Annotated in this window: 21 protein-coding genes; 5 read left to right on the top strand and 16 right to left on the bottom strand. The window is 38.0% G+C overall.

Translation table 11 applies throughout. The features are described 5' to 3' along the window. The first annotated feature begins 149 nt into the window (after positions 1-149). Complete coding sequence (locus tag FAY30_RS09840) at positions 150-1,580, top strand: PQQ-dependent sugar dehydrogenase (protein WP_149869712.1); 1,431 nt, start codon at positions 150-152, stop codon at positions 1,578-1,580. Positions 1,581-1,883: 303 nt separating this feature from the next. Then, a complete protein-coding gene (locus tag FAY30_RS09835; RefSeq protein ID WP_149869711.1) occupies positions 1,884-2,582 on the top strand; it encodes a hypothetical protein in 699 nt (232 codons plus the stop codon). A 205-nt stretch (positions 2,583-2,787) separates the two neighbouring features. Here FAY30_RS09835 and FAY30_RS09830 read toward each other — a convergent pair whose 3' ends face one another. Further along, positions 2,788-3,345: a hypothetical protein gene (locus tag FAY30_RS09830; RefSeq protein ID WP_149869710.1), complete on the bottom strand. Its 558-nt coding sequence runs from the start codon at positions 3,343-3,345 to the stop codon at positions 2,788-2,790. 349 nt (positions 3,346-3,694) lie between these two features. Between FAY30_RS09830 and FAY30_RS09825 the strand changes: the two genes are divergently transcribed. Both FAY30_RS09825 and FAY30_RS09820 read left to right on the top strand, forming a co-directional pair. Next, on the top strand, positions 3,695-3,994 hold the full coding sequence (locus tag FAY30_RS09825) for a hypothetical protein (RefSeq protein ID WP_149869709.1): 300 nt from the start codon (positions 3,695-3,697) through the stop codon (positions 3,992-3,994). Between the two features lie 91 nt (positions 3,995-4,085). Beyond that, positions 4,086-4,388, top strand: coding sequence for a hypothetical protein (locus FAY30_RS09820; protein WP_149869708.1), 303 nt, complete (start codon positions 4,086-4,088; stop codon positions 4,386-4,388). Positions 4,389-4,395: 7 nt separating this feature from the next. On the opposite strand, the gene arsC is transcribed toward FAY30_RS09820, so the two are convergent. From arsC to FAY30_RS09745, 15 genes are all read right to left on the bottom strand, one after another. Next, positions 4,396-4,827 carry an arsenate reductase (thioredoxin) gene (gene arsC / locus FAY30_RS09815; RefSeq protein WP_149869707.1) on the bottom strand — a complete coding sequence of 144 codons (432 nt, stop codon included), beginning with the start codon at positions 4,825-4,827 and terminating at the stop codon, positions 4,396-4,398. 34 nt (positions 4,828-4,861) lie between these two features. Further along, on the bottom strand, positions 4,862-6,157 hold the full coding sequence (locus FAY30_RS09810; RefSeq protein ID WP_149869706.1) for an arsenic transporter: 1,296 nt from the start codon (positions 6,155-6,157) through the stop codon (positions 4,862-4,864). 15 nt (positions 6,158-6,172) lie between these two features. Beyond that, positions 6,173-6,517, bottom strand: coding sequence for an ArsR/SmtB family transcription factor (locus tag FAY30_RS09805; protein WP_149869705.1), 345 nt, complete (start codon positions 6,515-6,517; stop codon positions 6,173-6,175). 286 nt (positions 6,518-6,803) lie between these two features. Beyond that, positions 6,804-7,598, bottom strand: coding sequence for an XdhC family protein (locus tag FAY30_RS09800; RefSeq protein ID WP_149869704.1), 795 nt, complete (start codon positions 7,596-7,598; stop codon positions 6,804-6,806). Between the two features lie 27 nt (positions 7,599-7,625). Further along, positions 7,626-8,495 carry an FAD binding domain-containing protein gene (locus tag FAY30_RS09795; protein WP_149869703.1) on the bottom strand — a complete coding sequence of 290 codons (870 nt, stop codon included), beginning with the start codon at positions 8,493-8,495 and terminating at the stop codon, positions 7,626-7,628. Beyond that, the gene (locus FAY30_RS09790) at positions 8,489-8,956 is read right to left on the bottom strand and encodes a (2Fe-2S)-binding protein (RefSeq protein WP_149869702.1); all 468 of its coding nucleotides are present in this window, start codon (positions 8,954-8,956) and stop codon (positions 8,489-8,491) included. Before FAY30_RS09790 ends, FAY30_RS09795 begins: the two co-directional genes overlap by 7 nt. Then, entirely contained in the window at positions 8,953-11,115 is a 2,163-nt protein-coding gene (locus FAY30_RS09785; protein ID WP_149872654.1) for a xanthine dehydrogenase family protein molybdopterin-binding subunit, read from the bottom strand. The genes FAY30_RS09790 and FAY30_RS09785 overlap by 4 nt, the downstream gene beginning before the upstream one ends. Before the next feature lie 252 nt (positions 11,116-11,367). Next, positions 11,368-11,568: a hypothetical protein gene (locus FAY30_RS09780; protein WP_149869701.1), complete on the bottom strand. Its 201-nt coding sequence runs from the start codon at positions 11,566-11,568 to the stop codon at positions 11,368-11,370. A gap of 65 nt (positions 11,569-11,633) precedes the next feature. After that, positions 11,634-12,710 (bottom strand): copper resistance D family protein, encoded by a 1,077-nt coding sequence (locus FAY30_RS09775; RefSeq protein ID WP_149869700.1) that lies wholly within the window; start codon positions 12,708-12,710, stop codon positions 11,634-11,636. A gap of 2 nt (positions 12,711-12,712) precedes the next feature. Beyond that, positions 12,713-13,264 (bottom strand): copper resistance CopC family protein, encoded by a 552-nt coding sequence (locus tag FAY30_RS09770; protein ID WP_149869699.1) that lies wholly within the window; start codon positions 13,262-13,264, stop codon positions 12,713-12,715. A 201-nt stretch (positions 13,265-13,465) separates the two neighbouring features. Then, complete coding sequence (locus FAY30_RS09765; protein WP_149869698.1) at positions 13,466-15,601, bottom strand: heavy metal translocating P-type ATPase; 2,136 nt, start codon at positions 15,599-15,601, stop codon at positions 13,466-13,468. Beyond that, on the bottom strand, positions 15,594-15,962 hold the full coding sequence (locus tag FAY30_RS09760; protein WP_149869697.1) for an ArsR/SmtB family transcription factor: 369 nt from the start codon (positions 15,960-15,962) through the stop codon (positions 15,594-15,596). The genes FAY30_RS09765 and FAY30_RS09760 overlap by 8 nt, the downstream gene beginning before the upstream one ends. 164 nt (positions 15,963-16,126) lie before the next feature. Then, positions 16,127-16,726 (bottom strand): NADPH-dependent FMN reductase, encoded by a 600-nt coding sequence (locus FAY30_RS09755; protein WP_149869696.1) that lies wholly within the window; start codon positions 16,724-16,726, stop codon positions 16,127-16,129. A 223-nt stretch (positions 16,727-16,949) separates the two neighbouring features. Then, positions 16,950-17,798: a VOC family protein gene (locus tag FAY30_RS09750; protein ID WP_149869695.1), complete on the bottom strand. Its 849-nt coding sequence runs from the start codon at positions 17,796-17,798 to the stop codon at positions 16,950-16,952. Positions 17,799-18,150: 352 nt separating this feature from the next. Then, on the bottom strand, positions 18,151-19,221 hold the full coding sequence (locus FAY30_RS09745; protein ID WP_223820930.1) for a Gfo/Idh/MocA family protein: 1,071 nt from the start codon (positions 19,219-19,221) through the stop codon (positions 18,151-18,153). A 326-nt stretch (positions 19,222-19,547) separates the two neighbouring features. On the opposite strand from FAY30_RS09745, the gene FAY30_RS09740 reads away from it, so the two are divergent. Beyond that, positions 19,548-20,309 carry an IclR family transcriptional regulator gene (locus FAY30_RS09740; RefSeq protein ID WP_190284857.1) on the top strand — a complete coding sequence of 254 codons (762 nt, stop codon included), beginning with the start codon at positions 19,548-19,550 and terminating at the stop codon, positions 20,307-20,309. The last annotated feature ends 46 nt before the right edge of the window (positions 20,310-20,355 follow it).

Raw genomic sequence — 20,355 nt, 5'->3', positions numbered from 1 at the left:
ATAATTCCCAGCTGCTAAAGGGTAATAAAACAACATATTATAATTTATTACGATGCTTATCCGGTTCCTCCGCCCTTACTTGGTACTAATAGAACATTTCCAATCATATTCTTAAAAAAAGAAAACAAAATGAAGGAGTGTAATGTTGGGTGAAAAAAGTTAAGGTTCGTTTACGGCCTATTGTTACTAAGTTAAATTTACCCACTGTTATGAAAACAGCAATCCTTCCGGGAGACTCCATTGAAAGATTATTTATTGCAACCCAGGTAGGAGAGATCTTTTACATAGGAAACTCAAGTTTGATGACTTTTTTAGATATTCGCCCGCAAATCATTAAACTAGGTACTTCTGAACAAGGTGTTTCTGGTAGTGGATATGATGAACGGGGATTGCTGGGGCTCGCATTTCATCCAAAATTTTATAGTACTGGATTGTTTTATCTTCATTATTCAGTAGCTGGAACACAAGGTCCAGGTGCTCTTTCTGAACATTTTAAGCCTGACCCATGTGATCCCAAAACCTTAATCCTAAAATGGATAAATAGAGAAACTAAATATGATCACATTGATACAGTTGAGGAATGGATTTTACAATCGAATGGTCAACCTCAAAAACGACGGACCCTACTTAACATAAGAAGGCCTTTTTTTAATCATAATGGTGTAAATAACTTAAATTTTTCACCAGAAACAGGGAAACTTGTTTTAACAACAGGAGATGGTGGAGCAGGTTATGATCCCTTTAATTTAAGCCAGGATCCTATGGAATTAGCTGGTAAAATAATTGAAATTGATGTAGATAAAAATACTAATGTCTATCATCCACCCGTAGTCACTCGCTTTAATGAACTTCCCGCACCTATTCAGGAAACGCTTACGGTAATTGCCAAAGGAGTCCGCAATATACCAGGCATTTCATTTCAAAGATTTTATAATCAGTACATCAAATATGTGGGAAATGTCGGACAGGATTTGGTCGAGTCGATTTTTTCATTTGTTCATTATAAACCAATACCAGTTACTCAGCTTGTTCAAGCATCTTTAAGAAACACTGAACCAATCCAAGAAGGATTGATAAACCTGGGCTGGCGAGGATGGGAAGGTGCATTTCCTACTTCGATTATAAGGGGCTGCTCTGAAAATCCGGCCTTGGATGAGAAAATAATTGCGTATTACGATGAAGCAGTAATATCGTCAGTGAAGCGACTTCAGCCCCTAACTAGTTATTTTCATAAAGATCAAAGGCCCGATAAGTTTGGAGGAACTGCACTTACAGGAGTGCAAGCCTATATGGGGAATGGAATCCCCAATTTAACGGGAAGCGTTGTGTTTACCGATCTTGCGAGACATGAAGAATCTCGCCCTCCGGTTAGAGGGGTTTTAGCTTATACCAGGTTAAGAACAGATGGTAAACTAAATGATTTTAGTGTAATTGAAACCGATTATAATTTCGGGTCGCAATCATCTTATTATGTTAGTTTGGGAACGAATCTGGATCAAACCAGACTTTATTTAGGGGTTTATGGCTCTATGAAAGTAACTGATTTTAACCAAGGCACTATTTTTGAAATTGTTCCATGATAGTATGAATAAAAACCTTTAAAAAAACAGAACGAGATTGGACACTCCAATCTCGTTCTGTTTTTTTTAACATTGCCCCTAGGTAAGCTGCATGGAAGATTAAAACGACAAAGAACTTTTCAATTATGGATTTTCGCTAGTAGAATTCCTCATAATTACTCAACAAATGATAGAAACTATCGCAATTCCCAAGAAAGTGACGATGAAAACTCTTCATACTCAGAAAGGAAGATAAGAATGAATATTGAATTATAATCTTACAGGGAGAATTACCTTGTAACAAATCGGAAAGGTTGTGAGTTTATGAGACTTCTGGAAGTACGGCCCAAGAAAAACTTCAGCTACATTTTCGTTCAATTTCCAGGAATGAAAATGAATGTCCCTACGCTCGAAAACGTTGAGGGAGAGGTGGTAAATGAAGATGTTGCTTTATGTGTCCAATTAAATGGGCAAAAAAGGGTTAAAAACTTGTACTTTGTACGAACACAAAGTATAAAGCCTTTTGACTTCACTGATGAAGAAATTGGCGCAAAAGCATTTTTTCGAGTCATCAAGAAAAAAGAACTCCCTCAAGACTCACTCACGAATGAATCCGAAGAGTTCGCTACTTTCATTACAGATGAAGTGGCTGTTGTGCAAAAGAAAACGGAAACAGGCTATCACTTCGTCTTGATGGTAAATGAACAAGAAATAGGAATAGTCGCAGTAATGGACGAAGAGGTAAAACAAACGGGGAAAGCATCATTGTACCTTAAAGAGGATGTGAAGGAGCCCGCCGCAGCTAGCACAGTTAGTGAGAAACATAGGGCTGTTTTCAGAAAAAGGGCAAAAAAGAAGATATTCTTGGGAGGCAATGCCTTTCAAGATCATGGAGTCCTTGAGCCAATCCGAATACTTTTGGAGGGTACTAAAAGAAAAGGTACAGTATTCTCTCCTGCCGCATTAGACTTTATCGGTCCAGGTGATAAGAACCAAACCATTTTAATTATGAGGGGGTGTTGAGGAGATTTGTCCATAATGGGCTAAACAACTTCATACTAACTAATCGAAATAAAAGGATGAAATGGATCATCCTATTCGATTAAAACATTTTAAAAATAATATGGAAAGGAATTTGCTGACAGAATCTTTCTCTATACACTTAAAAGGACTTAACCGGCGTGTTAAGTCCTTATTACATTAAAAATTTATTTTCCCACAAATTAATTTAAAGAGTTTTAACTAGCTTAATCTCACTATTTTTAGGAATTAATTCACTGACGTTTTCAAATATTTTGTCTATTTTTGAAAAACCCGGGTTTTCGTCTTCATATTTCATAAAAGAGCAGCAAAATAGCTTACGTTCCACTCTCCCCTTTTCTCCAATTAAATTGAACCATCCTTGTCCCACATAAAAAGGATTCGTTAGCATTCTATCAACAACAAATGATACACGGTCATTTTCGTCCTTTGTTTCAAATTTCGTTTTTGACGAAAGAGCCAAAACAAAATAATTTTTAAACTGATCTAATTCAAGTAATTGAAGATGGTACCCTTCATACTGCTTTTGATTGAATTCCGCCAGAACCGTTTTGATACTTTTTTCAACATCAATATAATATTTACTAGCATCCTTCCAATTCGACAATCGAGAATTGTAAATAGATAGCGTCAGAATATAATGTGAGGCATAATTTTTCGGATCAAATACTTCTTTCCCATTTGACTTTTCATCGACCGGTGCAACAATAAACTTTTTATAGTCCGCAAAAAAACTTTCGTTCATACCGCATACCTTCTTTCATACATGGATTGGGATGGATGAATGAAATGGTTCCGATCCTCTACTTTCTGATAGGTAAATTGTTTTGTATTATATATTCCTTATTAAAAATTAAAATCCTGCTTTTTCTTCTAAAAACCAACATTTTCCTCGCATTTTAATCAAAAAGTCCCATAACACAAAATCAAAAATTGTCGTAATGGATTTCTAAGAAATTCAATTTAAAGAAAATTTCAGTATTTACGAACTGGTGGAACAAGTCATAGAAAAAGTATGCGTAATTATTTATTTATTTTATTACATTCACATTTAGCTTTTTTTGCATAGGCTTATTAATAAGGAGTGGAATGTTATGACAAAGGCACAGGAACAGTTTAGTATCGAAACGCTGAAGCTTATTAGAAATAGACTTGATTATATTTACTCCATTGCAAAAAGATACAACAGTGACAACCCTGAATTAATGGATACTATTGAAAGTTTAGCTACAGTAGCAACCATGTTTGCAAAAATTAAATTAGAAGAGTTGAACGGTAATATACAAACATCAAGCCCTCAAGGATTCATTGTAGGAAAACTTGGAAACTCATTCTCAAGAATGAAGGATTATGAAAAAAGAAAAGACACAGACTTTCCGGATTGGAGGCTCTAATATGTCTTAAAACCTTATGTAGCATAGTCTCCTAAGCCAACGGGAACCCTACTATCACGAAAACAGTTAAAATAAGAGTGAGACTATCCTTATGAGTGAAAAAACCTTAAGCGAACAAGAGTGGGTTTACAATTATCTACAAGGCAAGAATAGCCCCTTACCCCTAATTTTAGGCACAAGAGGTACTTGGGGAATTAATGGTAAGAGGGCTATTATCCTAGTTGCTTTTACAATACCCGATATAATGATCTTCAGGAAAATGCATAATGTTGTAAAAAATCCAATTAGAAAAATGAAATATAAGGATATTGTTTATTTTGCTGTAAACATAGTGGATGAACAACAAGTCAAGTACTTGATTGATTATTGGAAAACCGGAAATATATCAAAATAAATAGATATTAAATTCTTTCATACTCGGCCGTTTCAGCAAAACGCTTAATGCGGTTTCCAATTTCATCACGGACACGTTGGAAGAATGCCCATTTTTCTTCTTCTGTACCTTCTGCTTTCGCTGGATCATCAAATCCCCAGTGAACTCGCTTTACATTTGGTGGAGTAACAGGGCATTTGTCAGCAGCATCACCACATAATGTAACAACTAAATCAGCATTGTTTAAAATTTTTGGGTCGATTATATCGGATGTTTGGTTGGAAATATCAACTCCAGTTTCATTCATCGCTTTTACAGCATTCGGATTAAGTCCATGTGCTTCAATTCCCGCACTTTTCACTTCCCACTCATCACCTAAATGTTTTTTAGCCCAACCTTCCGCCATTTGGCTTCGACAAGAATTTCCTGTACAAAGAAAATAGATCATTTTTTTAGACATAATAGTTTGTCTCCTTTTTTTGATGAGTTTTTTGTTAGACGATTAATAACCATAGATATAAACCAACTAGTGTGATAAACAAAACTGGGATGGTTAAGACAATACCCGTTTTAAAATAGGTTCCCCACGAAATTTTAACTCCTTTTGTTTTCAACACATGCAGCCATAATAAGGTGGCTAGTGACCCAATTGGTGTGATTTTCGGACCTAAATCCGAACCAATGACATTTGCATAAATCAGTCCCTCTCTAATAACTCCCGTTGTATGCGTATCTGCAATGGCAAGTGCATCGATCATCACCGTTGGCATATTATTCATAATGGAAGAAAGTATCGCTGCAATAAAGCCCATGGAGATGGTTCCGATAAATAATCCATGATTCGCACATGCTTGAATCACATCTGCAAGTACGCCAGTTAATCCAGCGTTTCGTAAGCCATAAACCACCACATACATTCCAATCGAGAAAAATACGATTGCCCAAGGTGCCCCTTTTATGACCTTTTTTGTTTCGATCGCATGGCTTCTTCTACCCATAAATAAGAAGAAGACGGCAACGACACCTGCAATGATCGAAACAGGAACGTGAAGGGATTGACTAATAAAGTAACCCGCTAATAAAATACCTAATACAACCCAGGATAAACGAAACATTTTTTCATCCCGAATCGCTTCAGCAGGTTTCTTTAATTTTGATAAATCATATTGTTTTGGAATACTTTTTCTGAAGTACAGAAATAGAACCAATATACTTGACACTAAAGAAAAGAAGTTAGGAATAATCATTCTTGATGCAAAATGAACAAACCCAATGCCAAAAAAGTCAGCAGAAACGATATTTACTAAGTTACTCACCACAAGCGGCAAGGAAGTGGTATCCGCAATAAAACCGCTGGCAATGATAAATGGGAAAATCATTTTGTCTTCCAACTTTAAATTCCGAACCATGGCTAATACGATAGGTGTAAGGATAAGTGCTGCCCCATCATTGGCGAAAAATGCTGCGACGAGTGCACCTAGAATACTTACATAAACAAACATTTTTATTCCGTTCCCTTTGGCTGCACGTGCCATGTGCAACGCAGCCCATTCAAAGAAACCAATTTCATCTAAAATTAACGAAATAATAATGATAGCAACGAAAGAAAAAGTAGCATTCCAAACAATTTTGGTGACTTCTATTACATCGTGGAAGTCAACTACCCCAACTAATAGTGCGAGAATTGCACCACCACAAGCGGACCAGCCTATCGATAAATTTCTTGGCTGCCATATAACCAAAATAAGTGTAATTATAAAAATCAATGATGCGAGTATCGTTGTAACCAATGTTGAAACCTCCAATTATTCACATGAAATACGCAGCCCATGTTCTTCCAATTCCTTCAATCTAAAGTCTTGGTCTGGAAGGTGTAGAAGTAAATCTTGAACCAATGGGTAATATGGACTGTCTTTACTTAAAGAGTAAATAATCCACTGCCCTCTTCTTGTTTCCCTGACCAACCCGGCATCTTTTAACTTACGAACATGTTGGCTAATGGCAGGCTGACTTGTTTTAAAAATTTCAACGAATTCACATACACAAGCATCGTGAGAATTAAGAATTTTGACCATGGTTAAACGGGTTTTATCGCCCAACAATTTTAAGATGTTAGCTGCGCTTTCTAAATCAATGTTTGTTTTTGACAAGGTTTAAACCTCCTAACTACTTAATTCAAAAGTAAATAATAATGTATTTGCCTTCGCATATAACCATCCGCTTATATAATAAATCACTTATATGTATATTTCAATAAGAGAAATGTAAAGATAATGTTAACTTGTATAACCACATCTTTTATCTCAATGAAAAACCCCTCCTACTAGATCATTAAATCTTTCAGAGGGGTTGATTTTTTTTTCTGATTCATCCTATTCTCACTAGAAAAGTTCTGATATTCTCAGCATAAATTGATTTGTATTGTTCATAATTCACTTATCTATTAACTTGTTTTACTTTTAAGGTCTTATTTTCACTGCTTACTTTGATGATTTCCCCGATAATACTGATGGCAATTTCTTCTGTTGTTTCTGAGCCAATATCCAATCCAATTGGAGAATGAATCTGCTCCAACTGTTCTTGCGTGACCCCTTCACTTTTTAATTTTTCAAATACGTTTATGATCTTTCGTTTACTGGCGACCATTCCAACATAGGCACACGGATATTGGAGTACCGTTTTTAAGGCAATATCATCACAATCTTTTGTAACAATCACCACATTTGACCTTTCATTTAGGTTAACTGCGAGTAAAGCCACTCCAATATCCTCATTCACGAAAAGGTTGGTTGCATTTGGAAAGCGTTCCCTCGTACAATAACCAACGCGATCATCGACAATGCAATAAGGATATTGAAGGTAATCAGCGAGCTTTGCCAGCGCAGAGCCTAAATGACCGGCTCCAACCAGAACGAGTTCAGGCCTGCTTGTATAGACTTCAATAAACACCCGTAACGTACCGCCGCAAATCATGTCAATTCCGTCTTTTGCATGTGTGTTTAATTTATATTCAACGATTTTCGATTGGCCATTTCGGATTGCCTTTACACTTTCTTCAATTACATAGTGTTCAGACATGCCCCCTCCGACAGTCCCTTCAATTGTACCGTCACGGTAAACAATCATTTTTCCGACATGCCTGGGAGTCGAGCCCTTTGATTCAATAATCATGGCTAAAGCAAAGGGTACGTTTTGACGCGTCAGCATGGCCACTTTTTCCATCAATAGCATGAATAGCTTCCCCCTTTCTTTAAAAAATTAATTCGGTTGATACTGTTTCATGCTAAGAAAATATCGTAATAGATTTAAAGCGACTGTTTTTCTGTATATAGCAGTGGAGCGCTGATCGTCGATTGGTTTAATAATCTTACCGAAAGCTGCTACAACCTTGGCGATGTCTGGAGCTGCTAATGGTATGGTATGCCCAAGCAATTTTTTCTCAATATTAATGGAACGAACGATAGTAGGTCCTACTGCCCCGAATGCAAAACGAACATCATCGATTCGATCACCATTCATCCGGATATATCCTGCAAATGATACTTTGGCAATGGCATCCGCATTGCGGTTACCTACTTTCTCAAAAACAACAAGTGAACCTCCTTCAAATATGGACGGCAATATAATTTCAGTCAACATTTCATTGTGAAACCGCCCGACCCTTCGTGGACCTTGAATAAAATCTCTAATCGCTACTACACGATCACCATTGACGGAGCGCAGCAAAAGTTTTGCGTTATATACATATAACAATGGCAGTGTGTCACCAGCCGGAGAAGCATTGCAAATATTTCCTCCCAATGTCCCTCTGTTCCGAATGGCCGGTGCTGCTATCGTTTTGATAGCAGCCTTAAATGGTATTGGAATTAACGGGTTCTCAAGTAATTCGCTATAGGTACAGCAGGCACCGATGTGGAGATCCTTTTGATGTTGATACACCCGCTTTAGCTCAGATAGATGATCAATAAAAATAATCGGTTTAGGGATTTTCGGGGGTACCCCCCTACGACTTTTTTGAAGGACCATGACATCCGTGCCCCCGGCCATGATCGTACAGTTTTCATTATTCAATTGGCTTAACGTTTGGTCTAAACGATCGAAGCGATACGCAGTTATTTTCTCTACCATACGCCGTCCCCTTTATTAGCTGCCAAGTTTATCGCATCTACTATCATATTGTAGCCCGTACACCGGCACAGATTTCCGGAAATACCTTCACGAATTTCTGCCTCTGAAGGATGAGGGTTTTTCGATAATAAAGCAGCACTTGCCATGACCATCCCAGGAATGCAGTAACCGCATTGCACCCCTCCAGCAACGGAATAGCTCTCATCTAAAATCTTAAACTGTTCCGTTTCCATGATCCCTTCTATCGTTTGAACCTTAGCTCCCTCCATAGAACCAATGGGAATCAGGCAGCTGTTTTGCAGGAGACTATTCACAAAAACGCTGCAGGCACCGCACTCCCCTTCACCGCAGCCTTCCTTTGTACCGATTAGCCCAAACTCATCTCTTAATAAATCTAGTAATCTTGCGGTGGCAGGGGCGTCCGTCTCTACCGATCTTCCATTAAGTGTGAATGTAATCAATCTTTTTCACCTTCCCCCATCCAAAGACTTTCAATAATGACTTCAGGAGTAATCGGAATTTGCTGAAAAGAAGTTTGCAGTGCATCCTCGATCGCAGCTTGAACTGCCGGAGCGCCGCCGATTAAAGTCAATTCACCCGCCCCCTTCGCCCCGTATGGACCATCAGCAAAGGGATTATCAAAGACCTTGCTTTCAATTGGCACAACGTCCAATGAAGTCGGCGGTCCATAATCCGATATACTTTTTTGCAGGATTCTGCCTTGATTTGATGTCATCTTTTCTAGATAACCGTATGCCAACCCTTGAGCCAAGCCGCCGTCAATTTGGCCCTTCATAATCCGTTCATCGATGACCTTCCCAACCTCATAATTGCCGTATACTTTTTCCAGCTTTACATTTCCTGTTAACGTATCAACTTCTACTTCCACGATATTTACGCCCCATGAATAAGCAGGGTAGGCATCTCCAGTGAAAGTTGTTTCGTTCCAAGGAATCATTTCACGGTGAACATAATTCTCCACTACTTCCTGTTCCACCCCAATTTGCCACTGAGCCTTCAGTTTTTTTGCCGCCCGTTCAAGCAATTTTCCCACAATCATCGTCGTCCTCGAGGCCACAGTCGGACCGGAGTCGGGAACCTCCTTTGTATCGGGATTGGGATACAAAACTCTTTCGTAAGGGAGATCTAGTTCCTTGGCGACAATTTTACTCAGCGTTGTATAAATTCCTTGTCCCATATCAGAATTGGAGATTTTTAGTGATACAAGGTCGTCCTTTGATTTAACCAGCTTCACCGTTGCTTTAATATGATCTCTTTCGCCACTGCCTGTAAAACCACAGCCGTGTAGGAACAGCGAAGTTCCTATGCCTTTTTTATAACGCTGATTTTGTTGATTGAAACGCTGTAACTCTCCTTTTTTCTTTTTGTATTCGGATACGATTAGCAAGTCCTCTATCATTTCTTCCATTAATATGGGGTCGCAGAATTTCCCCTTTGTGATGGTGGGGTCTCCTTGTTGGACGAGGTAGTTTCGTTTATATTCAAGTGGGTCGATGTTTGCCAGTTTACTAAGATGTCCCATATGGCTTTCGATTCCGGCATAGCTTTGTGGAGCACCAAAGCCTCTGAAGGCACCGTTCGGAACAGTATTGGTTTTTAACACATAACCTTTTACATGAAAATGCGGAATTTTATAAACACCTGCACTGTTTAGTAATGCACGCTGCAGCACGACAGAGCTCAATCCCTCATTTGCTCCGCCATCAAGAAAAACATCTACACACATGCTCAAAATATTTCCTTCCTTATCAAGGGCCGTTCGATAGTTGAATTTGGCTGGATGCCTTTTCGTCGTAACCACCATATCCTCAGACCGGTCGAATACAAGCATCACCGATTTTTTGACTGCTCTTGCGGCAACGGCAACATGACATGCCATCATCGAAGGAAACTCTTCTTTGCCGCCAAAGCCTCCGCCGGTAGGGCTTTGAACCACTCTGACTTCGTCGCCACCACATGCTAAAGCGCTTAGCACCGCATTTTTTATATAATAAAGACATTGCATCGATCCCTCGACGACAATTTCATCTTCCTTATAAATCGCAAGCATTCCTTGCGGTTCAAGGTAGACATGCTCCTGATAACCCGTATCATATTCTTCTTCGATTATTTTGTGCGCACCCTGCTCGACCGCTGAAATGATCTCTGCGCTTTCCCCAAATTCATAGCTTGCCATCATAACGCCGGTTGCTGATTTTTGTTTGATCGCATCGTCCAATTTATAAATTGCCTGATGTTCTTCAAATTCAATCTTCACATCATTTAACAAACGGTAAAGGATATTCAGCTCTTTTCCAACGAGCATGAGAATCGGCTCACCAATATAATTGACCCATTCATTGGCAAAAATGGGTTGATCTTCTTTGATTATTTTGACATAATTCGGTCCGGGGATGTGCTCTGCTCCAACAGCCTCATATCCTTCCGGAAGGCTTGGTAATTGAATCGACCTGATTTTTCCATAGGCAATTGGCGACCGATACAAAACACCATAAACCATATTTTCCACTTTCACGTCACTAATATAGGCCAGTTGTCCAGATACTTTATCTTTATGGTCCTTTTTGGGCACTGCGGTGCTTATGTCTTTTAGCTTCATTACAACAACACCCTTCGACACATTTTTTAAAGGGGATACATTATTAATAGAAACCTCTTCCATTGATTTTATCTATCGGAAAAATATTTTATGATTACTTTCATCAAGAAAGTACAACAAAAAAATTTTGAGAAACTATAACGTTAAAATAATCAATGTCTTTTTGTTCTTAAAGGATTCCTATTTATGGTTGTAATGGCAACAAAAAAGTAGCCAATAATTTACTATGGCTACTCTTTTATATTCTTTATTTCATTTATTTGTTTTTGGATTCACTCGATCAGCATCCAGCTTCAACATGATAAAACTCAGTATGCCTGATAGGAGAGCCCCTCCTAAAGCGATCAGTATACGCAATGGAAGTTGTACGTCAGCATGATACTTTCCTAACATCCATATCGCTAAAACTGCTACAAAAACCATAATGGGTATGACGATTTTAAAATGTTTCATGATATCCCCTCTCCTTTACTCGTTCAACTCATTTTAAATGCTACATAGGTTATTTTTTGTTTTTCCTAAATGGATAATGACAACATTAAACCCAAATATAAAACAATGATAAAAATTACTCCAAACGTTACCGCTAATATGGGCCTTTTCTGTTTAAAACTAAATAATATCATTAACAAAAATAGTATTGAAAGAATGACCAACAATATCGATTGGAATGACGGTTCTAAATGGATTTGTATGGTAGAAAGGATATTTTTCCCTAATAACCATTCCACCCACTTAGAAGCCCCCTCCGACTTCACGGTAAATTCAACTTCATGTGGTGGCGATAAAGTCCCCATCACCGCAGTGAAATAAAAAACGATAAATAAAATGATGCTTTCTCCCCGTATCCACGGTTTAGGATTGAACGAAAAATCCTTTAGAGATTTTCTTGAAATTACACCGTTTATAAAGGCAAAAGCGATAACGGGAATTATACTAATATGTTTTAAAAGCAACATTTGCCCATAAGGCAAAGCCCATGCCTTTATATAGTCTTTCGGTTCAATAACAAATAACATCAGGTAGATTCCACTTAGGATGATGATGCTTAAACAAAATGAAGCAAATGGAGTAAACCACCGTAAAAACTTTGACCAATTGCTATGCTCCTTAGAGAACCAGGCAATATGAATTAAAATCCCTGTCCATAATGTTACTAATAAAAAATGAGTACTGTGAGACCATAAACCTGCCCAAAATGACAATGATGCCACATGACTGGAATAACCGACACCTAGTATCATTAAAAATAGCAATAGTGCTTGAAGATATTTAGAGCCATTTAGGTTGATGGCAATCCATAAGAACGTTGCCATAAATCCAATAAAAATCCAGGCTTTTCCCACTTGGAAATCTAATAAAACAGATTTAGTTGCAAGAGCGAAGCCTATTCCATCTTGAAAATAGGAAATGGTTTGAACAATTGGTCCTAACGTAAAGATAATGATCCCTAGTGTAGAAAGCAATATAACAGGTTTTGCAATTGTGATTTTTGGTTTATTGGTTTCAGGTACAAATTGTAAGGCAACGTGTCCTATTAAAATCGAAAACACAAGATAGGTTCCAAATTCAGCAAAGGGAATTATGAATCCCATAATTAACGTTTCCTTCTAAATAAGAGGAACAACCCGAAAACCAAAATTAGAACAACTGCCACAATAATAATGTTTTTCATGTTTGATGTGGAATTCTTATCTTGCTCATTAGTTTGATCTTGCTTTGTATTCTCTTTTTTAGTTTCTTCTTTTTTAACTATCAAAGGCTCTTTCGTTTCCGTCTTTTGATCCGACGACTTCACTTCTTCTTTTTGTACAGTAAAAGGAATTTCACCCGATATCGGATGACCGTCTTCGCCAGCAATATTCCATTTAAGTGTATAGGAGCCATTTTCTAAAGGGGTAGACAATGTACCTATTAATTGATTTTCTTTAGGTGTAACACTTACTACTGGTCCTTCTTGTCCATCTTTAATTAATGTCATTGTACTTAAGGATTCAATCTTTCCTCCATATGTTAGGACGATATCTTTTATGTCTTCTTTCACCACTTGGTTTGCAGCAGGGTTAGAAGAAGTTAATTCCGTATGTGCACTTGCGATCGTCGGGATCATCACCAATAGGCTAATTAATATAAATAGTAATTTTTTCATTTTGTTTCCCCTCGTATACCAATAATTTATACAATCCACTCAACATAACATTTTTATCTTGTATTAAAATGCATTTATTTTCAACTATTTTGTATATCGTTCATTGTTTTTTCAGGATCGGGAACAACACTAAGAATTAGGCTTGCTACATCGCCTATATCCCTTCCCATTAAAAGGCTTCCCAAAATGGGAAGCCTAATATTATTTATCTTTTACTCGGAGAAGACGTAAACCATTAAACGTCACGATAAGAGTTGCTCCCATATCAGCAAAGATCGCAATCCATAAAGTAAGCCAACCAGGAATGACTAGGAGCAAAGCTAAGAGCTTAATCCCTAAAGAGAAGGTGATATTTTGTTTGATGATAAATAAGGCTATCTTGCTAAGTTTTAATGTGAATGGAAGTTTACCTAAATCATCTGCCATTAAAGCAATATCTGCCGTTTCAAGAGCTGTATCCGTTCCAGCTCCGCCCATGGCTATACCGACAGTTGATGCAGCTAAAGCTGGCGCATCATTTACACCGTCTCCTACCATTGCCACATGGTCATATTTATTTTTTAATTCTTTTATGAAGGTTAATTTATCTTGAGGCAAAAGTTCAGCTTGTATTTCGGATACACCTACCTGCTGACCGATAGCACCGGCTGTCCCTTTATTATCACCTGTTAACATGATGGTCTTTTGGATACCTAACGAGTGAAGTTTCTGAATAACAGATTTGCTGTTTCTTCGCACTTCGTCCGCAACTCCAAGTAATGCCAATATTTCTGTTGCGGTACCAGCCACCATAACGGTTTTCCCTTTATTTTGCAGTTCACTTACCGTTCCTTTTAAATTGGATGGAATTCCATCTGCTAAAATTTCATCAAATAAATGAGGACTTCCTACATAATATACCTTATCTATGATTCTTCCTTTGATTCCTTTACCCGTAATCGAGGAGAAATCCTCTATTGAAACGTCTTTGTAAGGTAAGTTTCCCCGCTCTGCTTTTTTCAAAATAGCTGAAGCCAATGGATGTTGGGATCCTTTTTCTAATGCAGCAATAATGGTAAGAAGTTCATTCGCATTTGTATTACCTTGAGGAAGATAATCCGTTACAACGGGAATTCCTTCTGTTAACGTTCCTGTTTTATCAAATGCAATAGCTTTAATGGCTCCCATTTCCTCTAAATGAATGCCACCTTTTATTAAGACACCATTACGTGCAGCATTTCCAATTGCCGTCACAATCGATACAGGAGTGGAAATAACAAGGGCACATGGACAACCAACCACTAACACTGCTAGGCCTTGGTAAATCCATTTACTCCAATCACCATCAAATAGAAGTGGTGGGATTACAGCCACTAACAATGAAACCAACATGATGACAGGTGTATAATACTTAGCAAAGCGATCAACAAATGCTTGAGATGGAGCCCTTTCTGCTTGTGCTTCCTCTACTAGATGAATGATTTTAGCTATGGTGGTATCATCCACATGTTTCGTCACTTTAACCTCGAGAAGTCCCTCTTCATTAAGAGTGCCAGCGAATACTTCATCGTCCACTATTTTGGAAACCGGGACAGATTCCCCTGTAATGGCAGCTTGATTTACAGCTGATATTCCTTTAACAACGATTCCGTCCATAGCAATTTTTTGTCCGGGTTTAACAATTAAAATATCGCCAATCCGAATATCGTCCACTTCTACTGTCATTTCTTGATTGCCTCTTCGGATGAAGGCTTCTTTTGGAGAAATATCCATTAAGGAACGAATCGATTGCCTTGCCTTATCCATCGAGTAGGATTCCAAAACTTCACTGATGGCAAACAAAATGACAACCGTTGCTCCCTCTCCCCACTCACCGATCATGGCTGCACCAATCACTGCAATTGTCATCAGAGTTCTCATATCAAATTCTAACCGGAAAAAGTTCTTCAATCCTGTTTTGAAAAGTCGATGACCGCCAACTAAAATAGAAATACCATACGCTACAATCGATGATACGTTCTCTTCACCATTCATTTGCGCTGAAAACCATCCTATCAGTAAGAAAACAAATGAGGCAATGACAGTCGAATGTTTTTTCAAAAACGGTTCTTTTATCTTTTCAAATTTTTGCTTTTCAGGAATGACTTTTATATTTTCAAAAGCACCGGCTTTTTCTATCTCTTCGATAGTTGTTTCCCCATAAACCGTAAGTTTTGCAGCACCGAAGTTTACACTTGCATTAGCAACACCATCCAGGTGTTGTACGTTCTTTTCGAACTTTGTCGCACAGCCTGCTCAGGTGAATCCCTGTACACGGTAAACGGTCTTTTCACTCGATTTTTCTAAGGCGTCACTCATTTTGTTCCAACTCCTTCTGATGTTCAAAAGCAATTTGAATCAATTGCCTCACATGATCATCATCCAATGAATAAAAGACTAATTTACCTTCTTTACGGTATTTCGCTAAACCTAAATTACGAAGGAGTCGTAAATGATGGGATGCAGTTGCCGTTGTGCTTCCTACGATATTTGCAACGTCACAGACACATAATTCATCTTCTTCACTTAGTGCATAGGCAATCTTAATTCTAGTATCATCGGACAATGCTTTAAATATTTGTGAAACAGCCATTGTATTTTCCTTAGATACGGCTCCTTTTACACGTTTCACTTTCTCTTCATCCACACAGGTTACTTCACATACGTCATCATGTTTCATTTTTTCATCACCCATTATTCAAATATATATTTGAGTATTATTATATGAAAGTCAGTTATAATGGTCAAATGTTTATTTGAATGAAGCAAAAAGAAAACGCTGAGTCTCAGCGTTTTCTTTTTAAATGTATTATAGAAATTTTTTCAACTTTGCAGGTACGTTTTTTATCTTAAAGTTTTTAAAGCTCCGCTCCAAGCTACAACTTCTCCAAGCATGGCATTAACATTATCAAGGTGCAATTCTTGTGGTTTGAATTCTGTCCCATTGACAAAGTCTGTAAATAAACTCAAGGTTGGATGTGTACGAACATCCGCTACCTTTTGTTCTGCAAGAATTCCACGTAAATGTTCAGCTGCACGAGCCCCACCAGTTGATCCATAGCTTACGATTCCAGCTGCTTTGTTGTACCAGGCTTCACGGGCGAAATCTATTGCGTTTTTCAATGCACCAGTTATGCTGTGATTGTATTCTTGGACAATGAATACAAATCCATCTAAGCTAGCAAGTTTCTCATTCCAAGCTGCTATTCCTGGTTCTGATCCATCGGTTGTTCCTAAGAACGGAAGATTGAAATCAGCGATGTCTACAATTTCATAATTGGCATTTCCACTTTTGTCAGCAATTCCTTTTACCCATTCTCCTACTTGTGGACTTACACGTCCTTGGCGTGTGCTTCCTAAAATGATTCCAATGTTTAATTTTTCAGTTGTCATAGATTCTTCCTCCTTGTCTGGTTTCCCAAATATTTTGTCTAAAAAACCCATTATTCACACCTCTAAACTTATTTTTTTACTTACTTGTTTCTTTCCGAACAATTGGAGGCATTTCTGTAGCTAATAGCTCAATCTATACATTCTCGCCAGTATGAGGATCAGAACGCATATCTCCAAGTGGATAAAGACCGATTTCTATTCCTGTATTTTTTCCCTCTTCTTTTCGTATGCCAGTAGTATCCCCAGATAAGATGTAAAATTACAAAGTATAGAATTAAACTTGTAAGAAAATGCGATTTCCAGAAGGATCTGAGGTAATGAAAGACCCGTTTTCTTCAGTGACCCGTGCACCAATATTCTTCAATTGAGCAATAATTTTATTTCTCCTTTCCACATTTGGCAGCATCAAAGTAAATGATTGAAGACCAACACTATTAGGAGAAGGTGTAGGTGCACCTACACCATTCCAAGTATTTAAGCCAATATGGTGATGGTACTTCCCATCCGAAATGAAAAGGGCCTGAGTGCCAAATCGGTTAACTACTTGAAATCCGAGTCCCTCGATATAAAATTCTTCAGTCTTTTTTAATTCGGAAACATGCAAATGGATGTGTCCCATTACGGTGCCGGCAGGTAGACCTTTCCATGATTGCTGTTTACCGCCAGCAAGGAGGTCCGCAAAATTTAATGGATCAACTGCCATTGCCACTTCACCGTTTTCCCAATTCCATTCAGAAGGGTCACGGTCAATATAGATTTCAATTCCATTTCCATCTGGGTCTGATAAATAAAGAGCTTCGCTTACAAGATGATCCGAAGAACCAATCCGTAAACTAATTTCCATAAAATGTTGCACTATTTTCGCTAAATCCGAGCGTTTTGGTAAAAGAAGTGCGAAGTGATATAAACCCGTAGTTTTCCCTTGCTTGGGAATAACATTATACGGTTGTTCAATTGATAATAATACTGTCTTTCCATCCGCAGTCAGATTAGCGGATCTTTCAGTTTGTTCCAATACTTTAAAGCCGATTACTTCTTCATAAAAGGCTATTGAACGTTCTAAATTTTGTACCTTAATGTTTACTTGGCCTACGAATGTAATAGGTTCACTATGAAAATTCATTTTAGTTACCTCCTTTTATTATTACCTTGTTTTGATTGGAAACAGCACGTTATCTAAAGATAAAAAAGAATTTTTTTGATGTAACAAAATTTATTGACATTATCATTAACACTAATTTATTTTCCTAACCAAATCGCTGTGAAAATGTATCTTCAGTTAGTTACTTTATGTAAGTAAGTATATTATTGAAATTAAGTATAGTCAACGTAAGAAAATAAATTATGCAGCAAAGTTGAATCGTGCTATCACATAATATAAAGAACTAATAGATACAACAGAAAGGAGCTTAAATCCAAGCTCCTTTCTTTGTACCTTTTATTTCATATTATCTGTTTGTTATGGCCGGGGATTACTAAAATGACTCTATTTGTTTAGGCTGACCTGTCCGTGCAGATTCATAAATTGCTAATATAATCTTAAGTGGTTTTAATCCTTCTTCACCATTCACAAGCGGTTCTCTATCCTCCTGAATGGCATTCATCATATCAATAAACTGTAAACGATGGGAAGCACCATCAAGTGCTGCCGGATTAACGGATGCATGGGCAGGCTCCCCTCCATCCTCATTGTTTACACCAGCTAAATTGACGGCTTCCGTTTCATTAGTTGGATTTCGTAGATAATGCTTAATTAATTGATCATTCTCGATCACGGCTGTACCATTTGTACCGATTATCTCCAAGCGGGCTGACAGACCGGGATATGCAGCTGTAGTACCAACAATGGTTCCTAACCCGCCATTTTTAAATTTTACCGTGGCAACAGCCACATCTTCCACTTCAATTCTTTCATGTGCTAATACGGCTGTATGTGCGTATACACTTTCGACTTCTCCCATGAAGTACTGAAATAAATCGATCGAATGAATGGCCTGATTGATTAATACGCCGCCTCCATTCATTTCCCATAATCCCCGCCACTTACTTGTATCATAGTAGCTTTGAGGACGATACCAATTCACAGCGGATTGCCCAAGCACCATCTTTCCGAATCGGCCTGAATTAATATCAGCTTTAATCTTCACAGCTGATGAATCAAAGCGATGTTGAGAAATAACACTTAATTTAACATGATGCTCACGGCATACATCAATCATTTGCTGTGCTTTCTCAAGGGAAATATCCATTGGTTTTTCAACAATCACATGTTTTCCCGCCCGTGCAGCCTTGATCGCCATGTCAGCATGAGTGCCGCTTGGTGTAATAATCGATACAATATCGATATCTTTTCTCTTCAGCATTTCTTGATAATCTGTATACCAATCTGCACCGGCCTTTTCCGCAAGTGATTTTGCTTTTTCTTCCTTACGGGAGTAGATCGCCAGCACTTTTGCCCCTTCAATCGATGAAATTTGCTCATAATGTGTAGTGCTTATTAGCCCTGTTCCGACAATAGCAAACCCAAATTCTCTTTTCATCCCCATCCGTTCTCCCTCCATTAGGGTAAAAATCACCACACTATTTACCTTATTTATATTCGAAGTGATTTAATAATTCTAATAAAATTAACCACATAGTGATACATCTGTATCATATAACGGTTAATTTAAGTATAATGACTCATAATAGCACTGTCAATTAATCTTTCCTGACAATCTGCTAGTATTGAAAAATTTGTATGTATGTTATGTTTGTGATCTAAAAATCGAATATTGCTTATTACACTTTATTACTTTGGAAAATTGTACAGAATTAAGTATAATTATTAAAATTGTATAAATGAACAGGTATAAGGGGAAGGAGTATGATCTTGAACAATAACCAAGACCAAAATAAAACAACTAGTATCCAAGTGATTTCGCGTGCAGCAAAAATACTGCGCACGCTTAGAGAGCATCCAAAAGGATTAAGCCTTTCACAGATTGCAAAAGAAGTAGAGCTGGCTAGGTCAACCGTCCAAAGAATTGTAGCTGCACTAGAACAAGAAAAACTGGTTACTGCAGCTTCTACTAACAGCGGATTTCGCCTTGGGTCTGAGATTGCGAGGCTTGCAGGCGCTGTACATAGTGATTTAAGAGAAGAATTGAGACCCTTTTTAATCCAGCTTTCTAATATGGTCAATGAAACCGTAGACCTATCTATATTAGATAATGGTAAGGTCCTGTTTGTTGATCAAATAATTGCGGCACATCCATTACAAGCAACCTCTCAGCCTGGTGCCTCTTTCCCTTTGCATTGCACAGCAAACGGAAAAGTCATTCTTGCTTCTCTGCCCATATCTGAGGTTGAAAACCTGCTGCCGGAACAGCTTACACGGTACACGAATAACACCATTACTACTCGGGATGATCTGATAAAGGAGTTAGAAACTGTCCGTAGAGAGGGGGTTGCTTTTTCTAGAGAAGAGCATATTGATGGAATTTGTGCAATAGGGGCTGTTGTATATGACCGATTAGGAAATCGGAGTGCCATTTCCATTCCGCTCCCCTCTACACGTTTTTATGGGAATGAAGAAAAGCTAGTTAGTGCCCTTCTCAAAACATGTCAAACGATTAATCGGCACTTTAAGTAAAAGATAAAATGTAAAAAGTTGATCAATATAAAAAAGTCTGATGGAA

Origin of the sequence: Bacillus sp. S3 (assembly GCF_005154805.1) — a bacterium.
GTDB lineage: Bacteria > Bacillota > Bacilli > Bacillales > Cytobacillaceae > Neobacillus.
Note: the sequence above shows the minus strand (reverse complement) of the source record. Positions and strands in the feature narration are given on the sequence as shown.